Source organism: Pontiella sulfatireligans (genome assembly GCF_900890705.1).
GTDB classification, from domain to species: Bacteria; Verrucomicrobiota; Kiritimatiellia; order Kiritimatiellales; family Pontiellaceae; genus Pontiella; species Pontiella sulfatireligans.
Window position 1 is genome coordinate 206,042 of the sequence record NZ_CAAHFH010000003.1, and the last position, 22,640, is coordinate 228,681.

General features: G+C 54.1%; 10 protein-coding genes. 2 read left to right on the plus strand and 8 right to left on the minus strand.

Features of this window, described 5'->3' with window-relative positions:
- The first annotated feature begins 129 nt into the window (after positions 1-129).
- Entirely contained in the window at positions 130-912 is a 783-nt protein-coding gene (locus tag SCARR_RS25330) for an SGNH/GDSL hydrolase family protein (RefSeq protein ID WP_136065096.1), read from the plus strand.
- A gap of 29 nt (positions 913-941) precedes the next feature.
- On the opposite strand, the gene SCARR_RS25335 is transcribed toward SCARR_RS25330, so the two are convergent.
- From SCARR_RS25335 to SCARR_RS25365, 7 genes are all read right to left on the minus strand, one after another.
- On the minus strand, positions 942-1,958 hold the full coding sequence (locus SCARR_RS25335; RefSeq protein WP_222846460.1) for a hypothetical protein: 1,017 nt from the start codon (positions 1,956-1,958) through the stop codon (positions 942-944).
- 236 nt (positions 1,959-2,194) lie between these two features.
- Positions 2,195-3,490, minus strand: a complete 1,296-nt coding sequence (locus SCARR_RS25340) for an ATP-binding protein (protein ID WP_136065098.1) — start codon at positions 3,488-3,490, stop codon at positions 2,195-2,197.
- Positions 3,491-3,608: 118 nt separating this feature from the next.
- A complete protein-coding gene (locus tag SCARR_RS25345) occupies positions 3,609-5,690 on the minus strand; it encodes an SEC-C metal-binding domain-containing protein (RefSeq protein WP_222846461.1) in 2,082 nt (693 codons plus the stop codon).
- Positions 5,691-6,516: 826 nt separating this feature from the next.
- Entirely contained in the window at positions 6,517-9,438 is a 2,922-nt protein-coding gene (locus SCARR_RS25350; RefSeq protein WP_136065100.1) for a hypothetical protein, read from the minus strand.
- Positions 9,439-9,452: 14 nt separating this feature from the next.
- The gene (locus tag SCARR_RS25355) at positions 9,453-13,328 is read right to left on the minus strand and encodes a hypothetical protein (RefSeq protein ID WP_136065102.1); all 3,876 of its coding nucleotides are present in this window, start codon (positions 13,326-13,328) and stop codon (positions 9,453-9,455) included.
- 73 nt (positions 13,329-13,401) lie between these two features.
- Complete coding sequence (locus tag SCARR_RS25360) at positions 13,402-17,223, minus strand: hypothetical protein (RefSeq protein WP_136065104.1); 3,822 nt, start codon at positions 17,221-17,223, stop codon at positions 13,402-13,404.
- Positions 17,224-17,379: 156 nt separating this feature from the next.
- On the minus strand, positions 17,380-17,706 hold the full coding sequence (locus SCARR_RS25365) for a hypothetical protein (protein WP_136065106.1): 327 nt from the start codon (positions 17,704-17,706) through the stop codon (positions 17,380-17,382).
- A gap of 187 nt (positions 17,707-17,893) precedes the next feature.
- Between SCARR_RS25365 and SCARR_RS25370 the strand changes: the two genes are divergently transcribed.
- Positions 17,894-19,366 (plus strand): DDE-type integrase/transposase/recombinase, encoded by a 1,473-nt coding sequence (locus SCARR_RS25370; protein ID WP_136065108.1) that lies wholly within the window; start codon positions 17,894-17,896, stop codon positions 19,364-19,366.
- Positions 19,367-19,658: 292 nt separating this feature from the next.
- On the opposite strand, the gene SCARR_RS25375 is transcribed toward SCARR_RS25370, so the two are convergent.
- A complete protein-coding gene (locus SCARR_RS25375; protein ID WP_136065110.1) occupies positions 19,659-22,637 on the minus strand; it encodes a hypothetical protein in 2,979 nt (992 codons plus the stop codon).
- Positions 22,638-22,640 lie beyond the last annotated feature (3 nt).

The window sequence follows — 22,640 nt, forward strand, 5'->3', positions numbered from 1 at the left end:
AATCTCTAGGCAGGGACGGACCGCCGGGCTGTCCGCCGTATGCATTAATCCCTCCCGAAAAACAGATGGTAAACCTCGCTCATTGAGGTAGGTTAGCTGGAGCTGTAAAAACCCCAAAGAGAACCAACCATGAAGAGACTGTTTCTATTTCTGACAACACTGATCGTATTGACGAGCGCGCAGGCAAAGAGCCTGAAGGTGCTGTTTGTTGGCAACAGCTATACCTACGTCGGCGCAATGCCGGAAATTCTACGGACCATGGCCGAGGCCAAAGGCCACGAACTGATCTATGAGCAACAGACTCCCGGAGGCCGCAGCTTTCAGCAGCACTGGGAAGAGAAAAAAGCGGTCGAAAAAATGAAAGCGGGCAACTTTGATGTGATTGTACTGCAAAACCAGAGCTTCGAACCGGTCGGCGATCCGGAAAAAATGATGAAATACGGCAAGTTGCTGGCGGCCGAAGTCGACAAATCGGGAGCGGAAAAGCTCTATTATCTGACCATGGCCTACAATGCACCGGTAAAATGGATGCAGGGTGATTCGGAGGAAGCCCGCAAAGGGATCGCCCTACTGCCTCAAATGCACGAACGGCTGGTTGAGTCCTATACCCGTCTCGCCAACGAAACGGAAGGAAGGATTGCACCGGTCGGTATTGCATGGAAGCTGGCCTATGAATCGAATCCCGATCTGCAGCTTCATTCCGCCGACCACTCGCACCCCACCACCACCGGCGCCTACCTGACCTCCCTGGTTTTCTACTCTACCCTCTTCGACGAGGAGGCCTCCGATATGCCAGGGGAACTGACCGTCGAGATGCGCAAAAAGGACAAAATAAAATTCATCAAAATCAAGCTCGACGCCCAAACCCGCAAAACCCTCGAAGCCGCCGCAAAGGCGGCCTGCAAGGAATAAGGGGCAGACTGCCCCCCTGCCCCAAAACATTAATTTACAGGGTTGGCACCTTCATCCATCTTGATTTCCTGAATAAGCCACTTCGTGAATCCCAGAACGGAGTGGGGATCCGTTTCCGGACCGACAGGGCGACCACGTCCATCTGCGTGGGGGAACGTATTCAGATAGTAGTGCATCTTGGGGTGATGCTTTGGAAGACCAGCCTCCCAGAACTTCTGAAGCCAGTCCCGTTCCATAAACTCGTAGTACACCTTTCCTTTCCAGCGAATTGGACCGTAATAGAAGATATATTCCTTGTTCTGGCCGAGCGTCCATTTTGCGCCCTCGACGACCTTTTCGGGCTTTCCCCATCCTGTTTCCAACGGCCAGTGGCGGTTGAATTGGTGGCACTCGTAGGCGATCCCGTCGCACTTGTCCATAATAGGCTGAAAGCGCTTGTCCGTCGCAAAGAACGACGGTTCCTGGACCATCTGGATGAGCTTATAGTTGTCGTGCTTCAGGAGGCTCTGCTTGTGGGCCTTCTTGAACAGGACGCGTATATCATCAAAATCCTTCTCATAGAGAATCCGGGTGTCTTCCTTAAAGGGCCCCGGTTTGGCGTCTTTGTGCCCTCGGTGTATGGCAAGGTCGTACTCGCGACAGATCAGTATGTGCTCCACCACGCCGCCTTGGGATTCCCATTGGCGAATCACACGCACCAGAAGGTTCTTCTTCGGATCGAGATCATCACGGGCCTCGCTAAGCCCCCAGTAATGCTCAAAGAATACCCGCTTGGTTTTAAAATCGCCGTCCAGCCATCCCTTGACTACATCCAGGTTTTCGGCCACGTAGGGGTAATTCCCCTTCTGCTCCGCGAAGGTCGGGGTGCCCGCCCAGGACCCGCCATGGTTATGACCGTGGTCCATTGCTGCTGTCCGGGGCAAGGGACGAAGCCCGACGAGGCCGTGCGTCCGGCTTGGCTCCCCTGATGCTGCATGGGCAATAACGCCGATCAGCACAATACCGGGGAGTATTGCCATCGTTTTCAGTCTCGGAATAATGTGCATTCTTTCTCTCTCCTATATTTGCCGGGCCGTTCAGCAAGTCGAAGGGGCCGTCTCGCTCGACGAGAACAACGGCTGGGCCGAATCCTTATTCCCTCATCTTTCATAATTCATAGCTTATCGTCCTGCCCCCTGCCCCTTATCATTGTTGAATACCGGCAATCATTTTTCGACAGAATAACAAGACGGTGCGGAACAGGGTTTGCCCAGGCCGACCCCTGCCCCGAAAAACAATGAAATTATAACTCTGCTAAACAATCCAAGGCAAACAGAGGAAGATCTATCAGTTTCCCGCTTGAACTGAAATTACCAAGACTGCATCGAAGAAGCTGTTTCGGGTTGAATTTTTCATCATAGGTTTTCAGGCTTTTGGCTTTCAGGTTAATGCCCGCCTTGATCTCGAGCGGGAAGACATCATCCTTCGTTTGAATAACCAAATCCACCTCGGCTCTGCCGCTACTGGCCCAATAATAAAGTTCAAATGCAGGGTTGAGCTGCTGCATGGAATAATTTTCAACCAATGCACCCTTAAAATGAGTAAACAGCTCATTTGAAAAAACAATCGCTTCCGGCTTCAACCGGGTCATTGCACCCAGCAGACCGACATCAAACAGGTAAACCTTAAACGCTTTCTCCGTATATGCACGAAGAGGCAAAAGCGGCTTCGATACACTCTGAGCCTTTAGAATAAGCCCCGCATCCTGTAGCCACAGCAACGCCGTCTCATACTCGCGGGCTCTTGCGGAGTGCTTAACCGCTGAAAAAACAAAACGCCGGTTCTCTTTTGACAGGTGCAATGGGATCGAATCCCAAATCTGCTTTATTTTGAGTGCCTCTGCCGGAGAGGAATGCTTCGCGAAGTCGTTGGCATAGGATCTCAACAACTCCATCTGTATATCCCGAACCCGCTGAACATCCCTATGCTCAACATAGTCAGCAACGACCTCCGGCAACCCTCCAGTAAAAAAATATTTTTTCAACAGCTCAACCAATTCGGCGTGAAACACTTCGGGAATCGCTTTCACCCCGAGATGAATGTCCGGAAGAACTGCCAACAAACTCTCTTTCTTCAACGCCGTCAAAAATTCCGAAAAATTCAGAGGATACAGATCCAGAAAATTCACCTTCCCGACCGGAAAGGATTTAGCCCCCGCCAATGCAACACCCAGCAAAGAGCCGGCAGCGACAATATGATATTCATTCAGTTTTTCATTGAAGTACTTGAGTGCCTTAAGCGTTTGCGGAGAAGATTGAATTTCATCAAAAATAATCAGTGTTTCTCCCGGAACAATGGCCTGCCCCGATAGAATTCCAAGATACTCAACGATGCGCTCAACGCCGAGATCCTCCTTGAGGGCATCACTCATCCCGGATTGTTCCTCAAAATTCACATACACATGATTTTGATACTCGTTTATTGCGAATTCCTTGAGCAAATAGGTTTTCCCCGTCTGTCGCGCACCCCGTAATATCAGGGGTTTGCGGCGGTCGGAATGCTTCCATGCAACAAGGGATTGATATAAATCTCTCTTCATAAATCACGTTTTACCAACAAAAACCGTGCATGTCATCACGTTTAATCAATGTATTTTAGACAAACTACCACAAATATCGAACGAATATAACCCCACCGCCCTGACACCTTTTCCTGAATCAGGCGTGGCGTCTGATCCAGGATTCGAGGTCTTGGCGAGGGATGAGATCCAGGACGGTGAGGCTCTGGCCTGGAACCCAGCGCAGGAGCAGGCGATAGTTCCGTCCAATGCGGACGCGGTAAATGTTGGCGAGTTGTTTGATGCTGCGTGCGTTGCGCCATACAGCCGGGTCGTATACCGCAAAAGATGCAATCGCCTTCACGGCACTGGCGACAGCCGATCCAGGAACACTCCGGCATGCATCCCTGAAGTTGCCGTGATAATCGGGAACGACGATGGTTCGGGCATTTTCGCCGGGCATCGCGGGCGCTGCGGCATCTTCGTTTTCGGTGTTCTCACTTGTGGGTTTCTGTGTGGCTGAGGCGCGTTGCGCGTGCTGCCGTTCCCGATCCAGTTCGTGTCTGAGTTGCTGCCACTTTTCCTGCTGGTTGCCAATTTCGGCCTTCAGACTGTCAATCTGGCGACGCAGGCGGTTCACGGTATCTTGGGCGGCCTCCTGGGTTTCTTTCTTCGGTTTTTCAGGAATGGTCTGGCAGATTTTTTGCTGGCCGGCGGTGGCGTCCAATTCATTCTTCAACTCCGCGAGCAGGGCCTCTTTTGAGGACAATCCTGTCTCTGCTTCTCTGATCTTTTCGCGAGACTCCGCAAGCTGTTTGCGCAAGGCTTCGGTTTCCCGCGCCAGTTCCTTGTCCAGAGTCCGGTCGGCTTGTTCATTATCATAGTCGTCCAACCACGTATCAACAGGATCGTCCCAAGGGGAGAGCCCAAGATCAATACGAGCCTGATGAACACACTCCACCAGCAGTTCGTTATCGAGCACGCGGTCTGGACATTCGAGGAGGGCCGCGCGTGCAAAAAGTATGCTGAGCGCGGGGAATTTGTTGAAGAAAAGATGGGCCAGGTTACAGAACTCGTGGTCGCGGAATCCGCCCGTCTCATCGGGAAGGCAGCAGAACGCCTTCTGACAGCGTGCCTCAATGGTTTCAAGATGTCCCGGGTTGGTGCATAGGTCGAATTGAAAATCGATCTCATCCCAGTTGACAAGTTCGCTGTCTTGCGGAACCAGCACGCGTGCACGTTGTGCCATCTCAATATCGTTATGCGCGAGCGCGTATTCCATGAAATCTACAAAGTTCCCTTTGTCAAAGGGCCAGGTGCTGTCAGATCGCTTTGACCGCTCGACCAGCATGGCAAAAGCAACCTCCGAAAGGCCAAAGGTGCACGCCTTGTGATAAGCGGGCAGAAGCTGATTTGTCGTCAGGCGCTCCGGGGTCAACTTCTTGATTTCGTAGGCGCGAAGGCCATAGATGACCTCCTCGTCGTCCACAACACCTGGATTTTCAGCAAGCTGGCTCTGAGTAACACCTTCATAGGAAGAGGCATCCGCCAAAATGGCTTGATCCTTCTCAAGGCAACAGCGCTTATACTTCTTGCCGCTGCCACAGTGACATGGTTCATTGCGGCCAAGCTTGGGTATAGGGCGGCGTATGGTTTCCCCGTTCCCGATAACTCTCGGCGGTGGACGTTCAGGGAGGCTTTCATGAATGTCAAATTCCGTCATAAGCGGAAAGGCACCTTCCTTAAGCTCTCCGAGCTCCAGCATATGAATTGAATCGTAAACCATCATGGAGACCGGAGGGGTGCGGATCTCCTCTTGCAGATATTGCAGGAGTCGGGCGACCTCGTCATGGCGGGATTGGTGACGTAGCGCAAGCTCTGTGGCTAGGCGCCCGAGCAGAGCTTGGCGTTCATGCGAGAGCATTTCGGCGCGTGCATTTTTGATGAGCGGCTCTATAGCTTCCGCTCCCTGATTTGCATAGGAGTAAGGCAGGTGTGTCAGGTCGTAGATCACCGCGGCGCTTTCTGCAAGAATCGTGGGATCGAGCTGGATGTCACAGAAGGCACAGGTAGTCAGCAGGCGATCCAATGCCACATCCTCGCCCTGCTCGGTCAGTTGAAACGCGAGAGCGTTAACCTCTTCGGTTGTCGTATTCTCAAACAGCTCAGCCAGTTCTGCGATGGCCGGGCGGCAGAACGTGGTTTGGGCCAATTTCTGGATTAGTTCCGGGGTAAGTTTCACAGCGCTCTCCACATGTAAATATCATCTTGTTGTACATGGATTTCCAAACATTGGAAAATATAAATTAAGTCACTACAGCTTCACCGCCCCCACCCGGCGCAATGCGGATCAAAATTTCACCACAGAATACACTGAACACACGGATGATAAAGGCAGGACTGGCTCAAGCCTCGCCTGCGGTCAGAAAGACGAGGGGGAAAAAGGCTCTGGTCTTTAGGGCTTGGGGCTTAAGGAAAATCGGCCTGTCTGTTAAAAAACCTCAGCCGCACCGTCTTTTGAGTTCTCTCGTGGCAAATTTTTTGCAGTTGTACCGTCCAAGATCCTGTCAATTCTGTTCATCCTGTCAAAAAACTCCACTGGTTGGAACCAACGCATTATTGAACGTCGAGTTGTAGGCCCGATGCCCCATCGGGCGGAGTGCGGCGGTGCGGGATGCAGTGCGGATGCGCACCGTGTGAGGCACCTATCTAGTATACGCATTTGAACAGAGAGGTTCTGTCCGCGGCCCTACGAAATACAGAATACTTATTGGCTGCTCTTCAAAGTGCGATTGCATAGCAGGAGAGAAAATTGCCACGAAGAGGCACAAGAATCACAAGACAACAGGAGTTTAGGTCTTCGTGCATTTTGTGCCTCTTTGTGGCCATCCCATTATTGTAGAGATGGTTAATGAATATGTGCTGAAGAATCAGTTACGGCTCAAGCATGAATATTATGCGTATACTGGATAGGTGGGGCACACGGCCTACAGCGTTCCAAAGCATGGGACTTTCGTATTTGGAAGCTGCAGCCCGGCGATCGAGCCCCGCCTTACGCCTTGATCCTTTTACCCCTCGATCCGTAGGCGCAAAAATGCATTCGTTCCTGAGAGTGAAACAGTATTGCTAACCGCTTCAAAACCTGGAGAGTGCTCATCCGTTGCGGGCAATTCGCCGTACGTAGCCGCCGTCCAATTGTTCGACCGCAGATTGTCGGTGGTTTCGAGTGAATAGGTCAGATCGGAGTTGAGACGGCGCGGATACACATAGTTAAACCCATTTGACACGACTGAAAAGATCGGCGCGAATCCCTGGGTCGCCGGATTGGTTGGGTTGCCCCCTAAAGCAAACTCCGCAAGGTTATCGAGCCCATCTCCATCGGAATCCGCCAATGCACCCGCAACTTTGTGATCGACCATCCATTGATCAAGCATGGTTATTGCACCGCTGACTTCAAGAGAGACGTTGTCGATGTAGTACACGTCGTTTTTCAGTACGTTCGAATCGTCGTAAAGATCGCCGCCATCGTCGTGATGCAGAAAGAGGCCGATCAAATTTCCGGGCGTTGTTCCAGCCGCGACAAGTTCTGCGGATTCAAGCATCACCTCGAAGGTTCCGGTTTCGCCGGCCACGGGTGCGTTCGTATTGCCGAACACCAGCGAATCGGGCGTCAGCCGTTGGATCAGCGAACCGTCTTCCGCCGAAAACTCGGCGAATCCAGCAATGAAACCACGCGGCGAATCGACCACACTTCCGATCTCCCACCTGCCGCGGAACGTATAGGTCTGGCTCGTGTGGATCGGGACCGCAGTTGAATAGAGCGTGACCACTTCATCGTATCCCCAGCCAATTCTTAACTCATTGCCTGAAATTCCGTTAAACTCGCTAATATCAACGGACGTTCCCGAGCCTTCGACCATCCAGTCCGCTGATCCCTGGTGATGCCAGCTGCCAACCGGATAGGGTGCGGAAGCCACGTTGCCTACATCGACCGAGGATTCAAAATCATCGGCAAAGAGTTCGTAGCTCGTGGGGCTGCCCGAAATTCTGTAGCGAATATGCGTGAAACTGGTATCCGCCAGCGAGAACTGCAGCGGAGCGCTGTCTCCTGCATAACGCTGTTCGCTCACGTTGACGTCATTGCTGCCGGCTCCTTGTGCAAAGTTCATTAGCACGGTCTCGACGATGGGCACGGGCAGTTCGATGGCCAGGTCGATGGCCTCGGTGGATTTGTTTAAAAAATAGCAATCAATGAAGGCCTCGTCTGCCGATTTAACGGCAAGGCTTCGCAACAACCCGCCGGTGTCGGGTTCGCTCAAGTTCAGCCGCGTCCCTCCAGCCGCCTTCGAAAGCGCCCGGTGAATATACAACGTGGGCGATACGGTGTGATCAGGGCCGTCAATTAGGTTGCGGAAGTTGTCATCCCACGTTAAGGGCCAAATGCTCGCCATATGAACATCGAAGCGAATCATGTGCATCAGTATGTCGGCCTGCACCAGTCCCTGATAAAATACGGTACCCGGCGTGGAGCCATCCGCGCCTGTCGATGGCCCTATGTTCCACTCTAGAAAACCCATCTTCAGGTGCGGCTTGTTATACGTATCGATCCAGCCGTTGAACTGGTTAAGTCGGCTTGTGTAAACGCCCATATTCACATCCCCGCGCCAATCATCGGGCCAGAACTGTCCCCATACCCTGTTACTGTAATACCAGTGCTGATCGTAAAGGTCCACATAGTCGCCATAGTCGCGTACAATTTCCTCCACTCTGCTCCACGTCATGATGTTTACGGCAATCTTGCCTTGCGGGTCGGCGGCCTTGATAGCGGTCGAGTAATCCGGGATGAGCGGCAGATAGGCATCGATGGGAACGTGGTTATTCTCCGTGGGTTGGTGCCCTACCTCGTTGTCTAGATAGTAGTACCGTGGGCCGGTAATTTTGTTTTTGCAGTAGTTGACCAGGCGAACCGCTTTGTCGATTGAGTCTTGATCCCGGTTGAATTTGTACCCCTGGAACATATTGATGCCGATCAGAGGCGCCGCTCCGGTTTCCCGGCAAAGATCCAGATGCTCATCGAGCGACAGGCGATTTTGGTTTGCCTGGAACAGGGCATTACTTTCAGATGGCGTTAAGCTGTAGCTCGGGTCCCAGAAGTTTTGATAGGCACCATGGTAGGGAAACTCCCAGTCCCAGTATGAAACAACATGCCCGCCGGGATAGCGCAGGTTATTCATTCCGGCGCGATTAAGCACATCGACCCGATGTTCCTCTTCCCAAATACGACCCTCATCCTTGGAGTAGACGATGTTCGCGCCAACCAGATAGGGACTGACCGTTTTCGGCGCATCCGGCGAATCCGATTCAATTAATACCGCATTATCGACAAAGATGCGGTGGGTCGTCTTTTCATTGGCCTTGATGATCCGAATCTGAATGTACTCACCGGCATAGGCGCTGAGAGAAGTCCCCGTGAGCGTCCCTTCCATCTTTTCCCAGGCTCCGTCCGCGCTTGTGGTCCGGCTCCAGAAGAATCCTGCCCGGTAGGAATAGGCGCCGTCGAGGGAGGAACTCGTATAGATCGTTGCATTGATCGCCGGGGTATTGGTGTGCGCCGAAGAGATACTGGGGTCGTCTGTCAGCATCCAGACCGACACATGGTAATATTTTCCAGCATCGACCTGTAGATCCAGATTCTGAACCATGGCGCCTTTATCGCCATAATCAGCAAACACGGCAGACTGACTGCCCGCATACGCCCTGTTGGTGGAACCCTTGAAGTTCGAACTGGCCTCTTCCCCGGTCGTGAACCAAGGGGCGGACCCTGCATTCGGTTCCGTTCCGATCAGCGCTTCGAATCCCGGATCGGCCAGAGCATTCTGAACGTCATGCGTATTGATCGTTACCGTATGCACCGCACCATGGGTCGCAGCCATCAGTGCAAAAACGGCACCCATTGTCAGATTTCTCGACCATATAATTTTATCAAACATGCTTCTTTCTCGCCTTATGGATTTTGTCTCATGCGCAACCGAATGAACTGTTCAGGAAACTCATCGGTGGAGACTCGGTTGGTGACGGAATTCATCTCGGCATCGATGGGTCCAGAACCAACATCAAATACACCGTTGGTGTTCCAAGCATGGGAAACCAGGTTGGTGGTGGCTTCAACCGTATAGTTCAGTTCGCGAGCCTGATAATCGCCGCGGCGGCGGTAGACATATTCCAGCCAGTTCCCGTTGATGCCGGATATCGGCAGGACCGAATGGGCATCGGTATTAGTCGGGTTGCCTCCCAAGGCGTATTCCGTAAAGTTATCCAAACCGTCCGGTTCCAGGTCGGCATAGTTCCAGGCATTGGAACCGAACAAACCATAAGCCGCCGCCCATGCATCGTAGTTGGCGAGGCCGGATATCGCGATGGCCACGTTGTCGATACCGCCCCCTGTGTACTGGCCAATAGCATCGGAGGCCTCCAATTGGAATACGGCATGCTCTGTATCCGCCAGGCTGAAGTCGGCCAGGTTGGTCATCGAAACCGCAAAGTCGTCGTAGTCGGATGCCCAGCCCAAAATATTGGTACTGGTGAAGAATGCCAATAGCGTGCCGTCCGGAATGGCAAGATCGCCTGAAAGATAACTGGCAGAAATGTTGGTTGGGGAGTCGTTGTACCACCGGCAATAATCGAACATGAGCGATTCGAGCTGAATGGCCGCTCCGGTTTTGTTGGTGATGGACACGCTGATGCGGCTCTTTCCGGCACTATGCTCCACGCCGCGCACCTCATACGCGCCGTTCACGGAAATGGCTGCCCCGCCATATTCATCGCCAAACGTTCCATCGGTCGATGTTGCCGCCGCGCGAATGCCTTGACCACTGGGCGAAATGATTCCGTCGACACCATTCATGGCCAAGGCCGGAGTTGTTTCTCCATCCCACGCAATACCCATGGCGGCGGAAGTGATCGGTTGCAGCTTCCTGAGCACCAAGAACCGGGCAGCGCCTGCCGGAATCGATAGATCTATCGTATCGGCTGCTTCTGAGGATAGCGTGCCGAGCGGAACGGATGAGGAGCCCAGTTGATCATAAACCTCCCACACCCCATCGGCCCGGCCTTTCTTCAGCTCCACCACACGGACGGTCGGCGAGAGCAGGTTCGAATCCATGGCCACCGCGAACAGCGTATCCGGATTGTTCCTATTTTCGGTTACCTGCCAGAAACACTCGCCATCCACGTAAAACGGCATATTGGTTCGTTGAGCAACCAGTTCGGCGGCGATGGTATCGCGGGCGGTCGCCAGATTACCGAACTCATTCCAGCTGTCGCCATCGGTCTGGTAAGCGCGGTTGCACCAGACATTCGATTCGAGCTCGGCGCGGTCGGCATAGGGAATGGCCGGAACGAAGCCGCTCGGCGAAGTGGGCAGCAGGTTGTCCCAGCGGCGCTTTGTGTTCAACATGATCGCGGTCAAGTCGGTATCGGGCACGTCCGTGTAAGCAGACCAACAGGCCAGGTTATTGATCACGTTGTTCGTGGTCGGAGGCGTGTAATCCTTGTAGTTATGGTTATACGTCAGTTCCCGCAGCCGGGTATAATTGGGCTGATACAACGCGGCCGCCACGGGAGAGACCCCCTTGAGTTGATTGCGGTCGGGGGTATTGGGATAGATGCCCGCTTCAACCAGCTTCAGGAAGTTAAAGATTCCCTGCCGGAACGCACTGCTGTATTCAGGGCCGGTTCCATCGCGCAGGAACAACGGATTCTCTTTGCCCTGAATTGAAGTGATTCGGTAGACGTCCGCCCCTAGCGCATATTGGGAAAGCAGATGCCGCAGCACCACATGCCCGTTCCGCATGCCTCCGAATTCCACCACGCGATTGGGCGTCAGGTTGTCGCCAATCGAGTTGCACCCCCAGCTTTCCACATCGCCGTTGAGCCAAAGTCCGGCCCGTTCGGCGAAACTCCAGTCTAGATCGCTTACGTTCGAGTTTTCAACCCCCGGAACAAACACGTCTTTGTAAGCCGGGAAATAGGTCGTGGCCTGCGTCGGCGTCATGACCGAAAAGATGGCGCCCTTGGTGCAGATCATGATTTTCGGCGGAGCGACACCCAAGCTGGAAGCCCGCGCAATCACCGCGTCCATATGCGGTTTATAGGCATCGATATCGTGCGCTTCGGAGAGTTCCTTCGTGCGCGCCATCATATAGCAATGGCCGTCAATAATAGAGGCTTCGAAAATATCGGCCAGATGATCGGGATCGATATAGAGATTATCCCCCTTCCCGATAATCAGGCAAAAGTGTGCGCCGCGCTCAGCCAAAGCGGCCGCGACATTTTCCAGACCGTTGGTGGCGACGGGCTCAACCGTGGTGCCGTTCGACGCCGGACTGAGACTTGCGGCGAAATGAATACGCTGCGGCTCATAGCCGCTTCCGAACAGCTCGTCGTTCCACTCATCGATCGCTGTTACAACGTCATCCGCGCGGTCCGCGACCAACGCGAGATCGGTTTTATCCCAAGTTCCCAGATAGCCTGCGAAATAATCGATATACCAAATTGGATCTCCGGCATCCGCAACCGATCCGGAGAAGCTATCGATATCGGCACCGAAATCATCGAGCGAATCCCGCACCGCTCCCAATACGCCGTTTCCATCGATGGTCTTGGCATCTGCTTTCCAGGTGTTGGCATTCAGGCCGACCACGTAGAAATGGTCATCCCCGTTTGCCGGCCCCGCGAGCACAAGCTTATCAACCCCACCATCGCGATTCTCCAACCGGGCGCCGTCGGTAAAGTGGTAGAGCGTGTGGGCATAGCCATAGTCCTTCACCCGGAAACGCTGATTGGCCGTCTCATTTACCGTGTCATAATCCACCAGATAGAGATCATCGCCATAGATCGTGACCATCTCCGGCCCCGGATAAGCCGCCCAGTTTCTGAAATTTCCGGGTATGCCCTGCTGAAGCAGATACTTGCCGGTATCTGTATCATCGTACACATCCGTGTATTCCTCCCGAAACCGCAACCGCTCGCCCCAGCTGAGCATGGAGGAAAGCAACTGACTGCCCGCGCCGTTTTCGGGATGAAGCACCCCCCAGTGTCCAACGAGTTCATCATCGCCATCGCCATCCATATCGTAGGCATGCGGCAATTGCTTATCGGTCCACCCCAGCGTCTGCTGCACATCGTTGGTGTTCAGTCCCGTCGCACCCCAGTAGGCTGGCCGGGAAAGCGTGTCGAGGTCAGTGATTTCAAAATAATTTCCGCCGGAGAACGCGTTGTTGTCATAAAATGAAATAACCTCGTCGCCCCCCGCTCCATCGTAATTGCCCGCCACAACGCGGCGGACCACGCCCCATGATTGCGGGCGCGTATTTAAGAGGACCAGTCCATTTTCATCCAGAATATAGATCCGTCCGTCCACCCCGCTGGTCACAATGCGGATTGCGCCGCTACTGGTAACACCGACATCTACGCAGTAAAGCGCACCCGCACTGACGGCCCAATCCGCGAGCAGCGAACCCGAGGAGGAAAGAATCCGTAAATGGCCATCCGTTCCCGGAACCAGTACTTCATCGCCGGGGCTGTTCGTGATGGCGTCACCCGCATCGATCATGATATTGAACGAACAAGGCGTCTGGTATTCCCACAGCCGATTGGTTGCGGAGGCCGGATCAACAATCTGGTCCGTCCGCTGAAACGCCATCACCTTGCCTTCAATGCTCATACCGACCACAAAGTCCTTCGCACCGACTCCATCGAAGTCCGCCGTGGTGACATGGATCAGGTTGTCGCCCTGTGTATTGAAGGGTTGGAATGCGGTCTGTGCGGCTTCGCAAGAAACCGCGGTCAAAACACCCGCTAAGAATATTGTCCGCATCATGATTATTACTAAAACACCTGCCTTGCAGAGAAGATCGCAAGGCAGGTGACTCATTTTTACCGCTATGCAGGCTTTAGTTTTGTTCCACCTTTAGGCGGATGTACTCGACCGTGCCCATGTCCGTGCGGTTGGTTACGGTCTTCCAGACGCCGGGTCCGGAGGTTTCGCCGACCATTTCCAGATTGGCGTTAGTCCAAGATGGCGCATAGAGAAGGTTGTCCCTTGCGCCCACATCATAGGTCAGGCTGTCGTCATCCTGACGTTCGGCATGGACATAGTAGAACCAGTTGGTTCCGCTTTCTTCGGACTGCCACATCTCAGCAGCTGCACCGTCAGCTACCATCGGATCACCGCCGGTAGCGTATTCCATGAAGTTGTTCTTACCGTCTCCATCCGGATTGTCATACAAGCCGTCATTCACACCTGGGGTCAGACCTTCGCTGGCTCCCCATCCACCATACAGGTCGAAGGATCCCATCAACGCGATGTTATCGAGCCAGATGTTGTAGAACTCGGCCCCCGCTTTAGGAGTCAGGGTAAAGGTGAATACGAGTGATTCACCGACCGACAGGGTATGGTCTGCGAGTCCGGTCAGGTCTACATCAACATCCTGGAAGTTGAGGGATGGCCAGCCCATGTCATTGATAGCGCTCACCAGCAGTGCCGGGGCATCGGTCACATCGCCGGAAACCGACAGTGTGAATTCTTCCGAATTGGAGTCCCACCAGCGGCCGATATCAAAGTTCAGGGTCGACAGTTCAACATCCCCCATCGTGCCGTTTGTAACTGTCAGGGTGGCCACATTGTTCTCGCCACTGATTCTCCAGCGTGAAGTACCGGTCGGTGCAGCAGGTGCTGCGAGCGAACCATAGGTTCCATCATCGGAGCCGTCTTCAGCATACTGGAGAGAGCCCGAGCCGCCCATGCGGGCCAGCACACCGTTCACCGCGGCATCGGCCATCAGGAACTCGGTATCCAGCAGGGCAATCACGCCGCTAGCCGGAACATCGGCCGAGCGGGCGGCAGACACAGCGAGCTCAAAGGTCCGCGCCCCCGCTCCGAGTTCGTTCCATGCGATTTCCATGACTGCAGAAGCGGTTTCGCCTGCAGCCAGATCGGCCACGGTGTTATCGAACAGAACCGTGAGGATTTCGTTGGTTGAATCGGGCGCAGTCAGTGAGGTCGGGAATGAACCGGAATAGCTGAATGCACCGGCATGCGTTTCTTCCGACACCGTTACACCGGTGATGACCACATTGGTGGCGGCATCCCCTTCCGTGTAGCCCATTTCAATGAGTTCACTCGCGCCTAGACTCAGGCCGCTGACGCCGAAGACGACTTCGCCACCGGGCACCTTCGTCAGTACAGCACCGTTCACGCCGGATCCGAGCAATGCAATGTTATCCAGAATACTGATCGCGTTGGTGGTGGACAAATCGCCGTTGCTCCAGGTGAACTCGATCAACGCAACTTCGCCGTGCGCCAGCGTGCGGTCGGCCAGACCGGTCAGCGGGACATCAAAGTCATCATAGTCCGCAAGCTGACCACCGGTCTCAATAAGATCCGTTGGGTTTGTAAAGAGTGAAGCGTTCGCCGTCACATCGCCGGAAATGGACACCGTCACCGTTTTCGGCCCTTTGGCCCAACCTCTCGCTGCATCGAAGTGAAGCGAATCGAAGGTGCAGGGGTATCCCGTGTTGTTGGTGATTGCCATCGAGATGACCGGATAGCTAAGCGCTCCCTGAACGCAGCCTTTATCCGTCCGCGCGTCGCCGGCGAGCGTCCCGTAGGTGCCGTCGTTGGAGCCGCGGTCGGAGCTGATACTCTGGTACCCGGAGAGCGTGGCCACGAGTCCTCCCAGTCTGGGACTGGCATTTTCGCTGCGGTGATCAAAGATCGCGATGGTGTTGCCCGGATTCACTTCCAGGTACATCGCACTGACCGAAACCGTGGAAGTACTACTGGAAGCCGAACCGACTTCGTTCCAAATAATTTCCATGGTACCCGTAGCGGTCTGTCCGGCGGTCAGGGCGGCTGTTGCGTTGTCGAATTCGACCAGAACATCTTCGCTGGCCGCAGGGTCGCTCAAGGTAAACGGCAAGTTCGTTGTTGCGTTTGCAAAGGAACCCGGATGGGACTGACTCACAATCGAAACCGCTGTAACGGTTACGTTGGTCGGCAGCGAACTGGCTTCAAGATAAGAAACCGCAACGGTGCCGATAACCATGCCCAGCGGATCGTTCACATTGAGTGCCAGTTCGTCGGCCGGATCGGTGACCAGCAGCGTATCCGAGATGACACTTCCGAGCAGCGCGATATTATCCAGCGCGAGGACTGAATCCGGATTCGTAACATCGATTGGATCAGAAACGGTGATGGTGAACTCAGCGGATTCCCCGTAGGTAAGGATGCGGTCGGACAAACCGGTCAGATCAATGTCAAAATCATCATAATCATCCAAATAGGGGCTTGCTACGGTTAACTCAGTAAACCCGGTATGGCTGGCGAATGACGCATTATTGTCGATATCTCCGGCAATCCCGACCGTGAAGGTGTTGGGCGCCTTGGACCAGCGACGGCCGACATCGAAATTAAGCGAATCAAAAACAACCGTAGTGTCAGGCGTGGTGTTGGTGATCGACACGACCACGGTCGGGTTATTCACTGTTGCTCCCATTGCGTTCTTAGCCGTTGGAGCATCCCCGAAAATCGATCCATAGGATGTATCGGTGGAGCCATAATTTGCATTCAGCCCCTGGCCGCCGGACATCACAGCGTCTACGCCGAAGAACTTCGTATCGGCCGTGGTGAATGTGCTGTTGAACGCCGCAATGATGTCATCAGCGGCCGCCTTAACCGCCGCACTGACCGGAACCGTGGACGTCGTGCTGGAAGCCGAACCGACTTCGTTCCAAACGATTTCAACCATGCCGGTGGCCGTTTGACCAATCGTGAGGCCCGGTGTTGCATTATCAAATTTAACCAGTACTGAATCACTGTACGGTCCAGGACTGGTCAGGGTGAGAGGAAGTGATGTTGCATTCGCAAATCCACCTGCAGGAGACTGATCCACCACGGAAACCGAGGTGACCTCTACATGGGCAGCAGGATTGCCTTCAATATAGGAAACCGCCACGGAGCCGGTTACCACGCCGGAAGCCTCATCCACAAGCATCGCCAGCTCATCCGCAGGATCCAGAGCCACCGTGGCGGGGAACGAGACGCTGTCGTCGGTCGTCACCACAACGTCATCGATGGTCGCTATTTTATGGGCTGTACCGAATCCAATCGAACTGAATCCAAGCACGATATCGTCGGTGCCGTTGTATGCAAACGGAATCGTGTAGCCGCCCTCGATGGGATCATTATTGGCCAGTCCGCCTATGTTGGTACTAAGCAACATGCTCACGGAAGCAGAACCGACAGCCTGAAGGCCCACGCCGGTTCCATCGGTAACAAAGGGGGAATTGGCACCGCCGAGCGTATCGTACTCGACCGCATTACCCGCTGTGCCGGGATTCTGGATGCTGAAGATCGCAACCTCTAACGTGCCGTTATTTTCAAGGTTCTGCAGGGTGAATGCGAGCTGGGCATTGGGGTTCGGTCCACTGAACTGATCGGCCGTAATGGTGTAGAGAGCCGCGCGGCTCTTCGTTTGACTACTCTTAATAAGCAGCTTTCCCCACACGTTGGTGTAAACCGCAGCCTCTAAGGCAGTCATCCAGCGATTTTCACCCAATCCCTCGAGAATTTCATCGGCATTCTGGGGATCCCCGCTGTTCCATAGAAGCTCCGTTCGGTCGAACGTGCTGAAATCCTGCACCAGATTGGTCGTTATTGCCGCCTGAGCGGTTCCGACACCGGCCAGAAAAACGGCCATTAACAATGCGATCATGCCTCTTCTCATCTCATTTCTCCTATTTGCTTCTAGTTCACGATCCGCCACCCGGCGGAAACTCAAATCAGCTCGGCACCTACCGAACCAGACCTACCTCGCAGTTACTTTTTTCAGCAATTACTCAAATAAGATAACGCAACCCAATCAGATCTGTCACCTAGAGGAATCTCTAGGTCGCGAAAGAGAGGCAAGATCGCCGCCGGTGACGTTGGGACTTCCTGTGCCGCCATCGGTGCCCATTGAAAACCGATCAAACGTAGCGAAATCGGACGACATCGTCATGGTGCGGTTGCCGGCGACAAAGTCGCTTGCATCATCGGTCGAGGTTCCGGCCGCCGGGTTTTCAGTGTTATCAAAAACACCTTTGCTCCAATTATTGGAATCAGTCAATGAACCCACTGAATTCACGAAGTCCGACCAACTGTTCATCACGACTCCTGCCAAAACGATCGACAGGCCAACGATTAGTTTCTTTTTCATCACAGCCTCCTTAGGGTTGTTGAGTTTCTGTCAAATCTTCTGTTCGTTTTCTGCTCTAAACTACTTCTCTTACGGGAGTTGATGCATCCGGCATCTTCTCCCCCATTTTATTCCGAGTTTTGATTGGGTAAGATGGGGTCGTTCCAAAGCCCTTTTGCCACACGCAAAAAATGCATCGGAGGACCCCATGAAAAATGATCTATGGAAACTGCTTCGCTGGGTATGCCGCAGGCTCACGTACAACGATCTGGCTTCGGTGGTGCCAGTACTGCTTGAAGTACTCAACGGATCAAGGCAAGACATCGAACTCAAACCACAGGAGGTGCGGCCTCCGCACTACCGGCAGTTCCGGGTCGATCCGACCCCTCCGCTATGCGATCCCCGGCCAGCGCCCGAACCACAAAAGGACTGGGAAGAAATACGGGGCGATCACCTCCGGGCAACGGGAAAAACAATCGCCATTGTGAAACGGAAAAAGGGAGCGCCAACACCGCCTGAGAAATGCCGTTGCCAGCACTGCCATGCCCCCGTGCGATATCTCTACCTCAACAACGGAAAACTAGGGTCGCAGGTGAAATGTAAAATCTGCAAAGGAACCTCGCCAACCGACAAGCCCCGACGCGAAAGCAAGGCGCGCTACTGGTGTCCGCACTGCGGCTACGCTCTCTTCAAATGGAAAGAGGATGGCCTGTGCACCGCCTTCAAGTGCCCGAACGACCATTGCCCTGTCTACGAGCGCAACCTCGCCGAACTCACGCCCGAAGAGCGCGCCATGCGCAAGGCCGGAAGCACCAGCCAGTTCAAACTGCGATACCTCTTCAGGGAACATCACTTCGCGTCGGAAAAGCTTCCGCTCAAGCGCCCCGAAGACGCCCCGGTCGACCTCAACCGCATCCACCACAGCCTGCATACCCTCGGGCTCTGCCTCACCTTCTCCATTAGTCTCGGACTCAGTGCCCGGCTCACCGCCCAGGCACTCGAGCGCGTCTTCGGCATCTGCATCTCACACCAAACCGTCATCAACTATATCAAAGCCGCGGCCTGCCAGCTCGCCGACTTCACCGATGAACACAGCCCCGTTCCCGAAGGAACCTGCGCGGCGGACGAAACCTATATCAAGGTCGGCGGAAAGACCCGCTACACCTGGCTCGTCATCACCGAAACGCGCCGCGCCATCTGCGGCTACAACCTCTCTGAAACACGAGGGGCCGAACCTGCGCTCGGACTGATCCAAAGCATGTGCGGCCCGCCGGACGCGCCCAGAGCAAAAGCCTTCGAACTCGTCACCGACGGCCTGCCCTCCTACGACAGCGCCACCATCGCCTACAACACCGCCGCCATCAAAGAAGGCGGAGAAGCGATCTTGAACAAACGCACCGTCATCGGACTCAAGAACCTCGATCCCGAAAGCGAAGCCTACCGCGTCTACAAGCAACTCATCGAACGGCTCAACCGCACTTACAAATACCACACACGACCACGGGCCGGGGTCAAGGAGTTCGATGGAGCCGCGGCACTAACCACGCTCTTCGTCACCTACTACAACTTCATGCGACCGCACGGCAGCCTCGGCGGGCATGCGCCCGTCGCGCTCGCCTGCCTCAAAGGCAAACGGCTCTACCCCGACATGTGGGTCGAGCTGCTTCGGCAAGCCGCATAAACAATCAAAACTCGGATGTCAAAGAACACGAGGCCTTCGCCTCAGCTACCCACAGCCCCGCTGTGCGCCGCCGCCCTCATCAGGGCTAAAAAACAACAATCAAATCATCGCCGACACAGAAACCATCCCCATCAAAAGCCCTCTTTCGGCCCGTTCCGGGAACCCATCTCACCTTGCTTCTCTGCCATCGGCTCTTTCATAGAAAATTTTACAGTTCCGTTGTTGATTTCATCGACTGATGGCACCCCACCAACAATGGCTTTACGGTTGCCGGTTCTTTTCTTTCAATCTGCTAAAGCGCATCGACTCCCACCTCCACTTTCCAAAAGCCCTTGGCACCGGACACGCTGATAGCGACGGGCGGTGTGGCATTGCTTTCCACCAGGCTCCAGGCATCCTGGAGATCCAGGGCTTCGAACACATGGTAGAGCCGATCCGGCCGCTCATCCCAATCCAGCTCGCTGGTTGCAACAAGAACCTGCGCTACAAAATAAGATAACCCATCGTCCGGACCGGTGTTGGCTGCATATTCATCCAGGTTGCTCCGATTATCCGTGTCGCCGTCCAAGGCGGCATCGTCGACTCCGGGATCCAGCCCGTAGCCGGACTCCCAAAGGTCGGGCATCAGGTCGGAATCGGAATCGATGGTTTTGTCGGTCTGGTATTCGTGGAAGCCGATGGTCGGCGCGGTGTTGGCGAGCGCATTGTTGAAATAATCGCGATCCCCATTATTTGCTATGACCATCCCCTGCCCGATAGCGGCGGAACCGTAGAGCACCTTGAAATCAGCCGCATTATTACCGGCACTGTTTGCAAATAACGGATTGCCGGAAACCGGGCTGGCATCGGCGGAACACACAGCAACGGTTCCGGTATAGAGGTTATGAGTCACGAGGTTGTCGCGAATGACCATTTTGGATTCATTGGCATAGGTCGACGAACTGCCTGCAGAGAAAAACAGATTGTTGGCGATCAGGGAATTGGTCGGCCATGCCCCGCCCCAGTTCGCAAACGAGATTGCCTTGTACGCGGGATGCAGGTCGGTGGTGATTAAGGTGTTGTTATAAATTTTCGAGCCGGTCGCATCGCCGGTAATCATAATTCCCGCAGAATTGTCGTTGTTTCGCCAACCGCAGTCGATTCCTAGATTATAACGTGCCACGGCATTGATCTGGAAATTGGTGCCGTTGGAATTATTGAGCACTTGGATCAGGCTGCCCTGCACATTGATGCCCACGTTGTACTGCATCAGACTGTCGATGCAGTTGAAATCGAAATGGCAAGCCGAGGCATCGGCACCGGCCTTGAATATATTTTTAAAGATATTGAACTGCACCAGTGTGCCCTCGCAGGAAAACGGCCAGAATGCACTGCCCTCCTGCGTTCCGTCATGCGTGTTGAACTGGATTACGGCATTGGAAGTGCCGTTAATCTGAAACAGGTTCCGATAGCAATCCTTACCGGTGTTGTATTGGAAAACCACCCCGACAGACGGGTAGTAATCGCAACCGCGAATCACTTTATCCGAAAGGTTATTACAGTTATCCCTGACTTGTGCGCCACGCCCATCGATATTTTCAAAATGGCAATCCTCGATTAGGAATCCATTCCATCGTGACAAGACATCGGCATTATCCGTCGCATCCGTAGTGGCCACAATGCCCCGACTCTCATGATCCTTGTCAGGGTTGGAGTCGCCCGCACCCTGGATATCAACAAAGTCTATGTTCACAAACTGGATGTGCTCCAGGTCGCCGGCATTGATCGGCGGATCGAGCATAACACCATAGCGGTTGCTGTAAACGCCGCCCGGATAGTTGTTGCTGATCTTCAGGTTGCGGATTTCAAAGCCACGGCTGTTTTCAGCAAAGATAACCGCTTCGTTGCTGACGCCCCCTGAAAGCAAGGGCTTGTTTCCGGGCCCGTAGGCATCGATCACCAAAGGCGTTTCCGGCGTACCGCTTCCCTTCAGTTCAAAGCCACCCGTGAACGTTTGTCCGCGCTTGAACAAAATACGGTCTCCTGTTCCAAATGTTTCCTCATCAAGCCGCTCCATGGACTGCCACGCCGTCACGGTACTCAGGCCATTATTGGAATCGCTGCCGCTCACTGCGTCGAGATAGTACGTTGCCGGCGCGTGAGTGGCAGAACCCAGATAAGCATCATCAACCCACATGCGGTGGCTGGCGTTGCCGTTTTCCTTTTCAAAACGGATCTGGATGTATTCGCCTTCGCGACCGGCCAGGGTTCCGCCCGGCACGATGCTGCTGAACTGCTCCCACACGTTGGTGCTGCTGTTCAGATTGCCGGAGGTAAAGGTTCCCGCATAGGCATAGCCCGATCCTAGGGTGGAGCTCGCATACAGCTCAATGGCCAACGAGGGCGGGTTGGTGTGACTGGCTTCGGTGCTTGCTTCATCCGTCAGCATCCAGACCGAGGCGGTGTAGTCCATCGTAGAATCAATCTGGTTGGTCAGGTTTTGCACAATCGATCCATCATCAAAATAGAATGTGAATTTTGCGGACTGCGAATCACTCTTAAAGCGATCAGTTCCGGTCACAAAACTGCCGTCCTGGCCTTCCCCGACAGTACCCCACGGCGAGGTGCCGGCATTCGACTCGTTACCGGCAATGCCTTCGAACCCCGGATCTTCTAATTGATTGGGAGGCGGCGGGTCAGGCTCTTTTTCACCGAAAACGACATCGTCGATATACATCCGGTAGAGCGTATTCGCTGTGGGTTTGTTGAAACGGATTTGAATATCTTCTCCGTCGTGGCCGGACAACGACGCCCCGTCCACCACCGCGGCAAACTTTTCCCACACATCCGCCGCACTGTTTTGCGCTGCGGAATAGAGGGTTGAGGCATAGTTATAGGAGGTGCCGCCGTTGGTGCTTGTATAGAGTCCGACATTGATGATCGAGGCGTTGGTGTTTGCTCCGGTTCCGGGATCCGAACTCAACATCCATATGGAAAACTCATAGGTTTTGGCGGAATCCCATTGCACGTCCAGATTTTGAACAATGGCGCCGACATCGTAGTAGTATGCAAATTTTTCGGATTGAACTCCGGAATGGGCGACATCCGTGGAGGAAACAAAACTGCCGTCCGCATTTTCGCCGGTGGTGAACCAGGGATCCGTTCCGGCATTCGGTTCATTACCGGAAATCAACTCGAATCCCGGATCGTCAAACCAATTCGTGACTATCGCCGCATTGCAATTTGAAAAAAGACCCCACAGCACCGCACCCACCATCATTCGTGTTTTCATTAC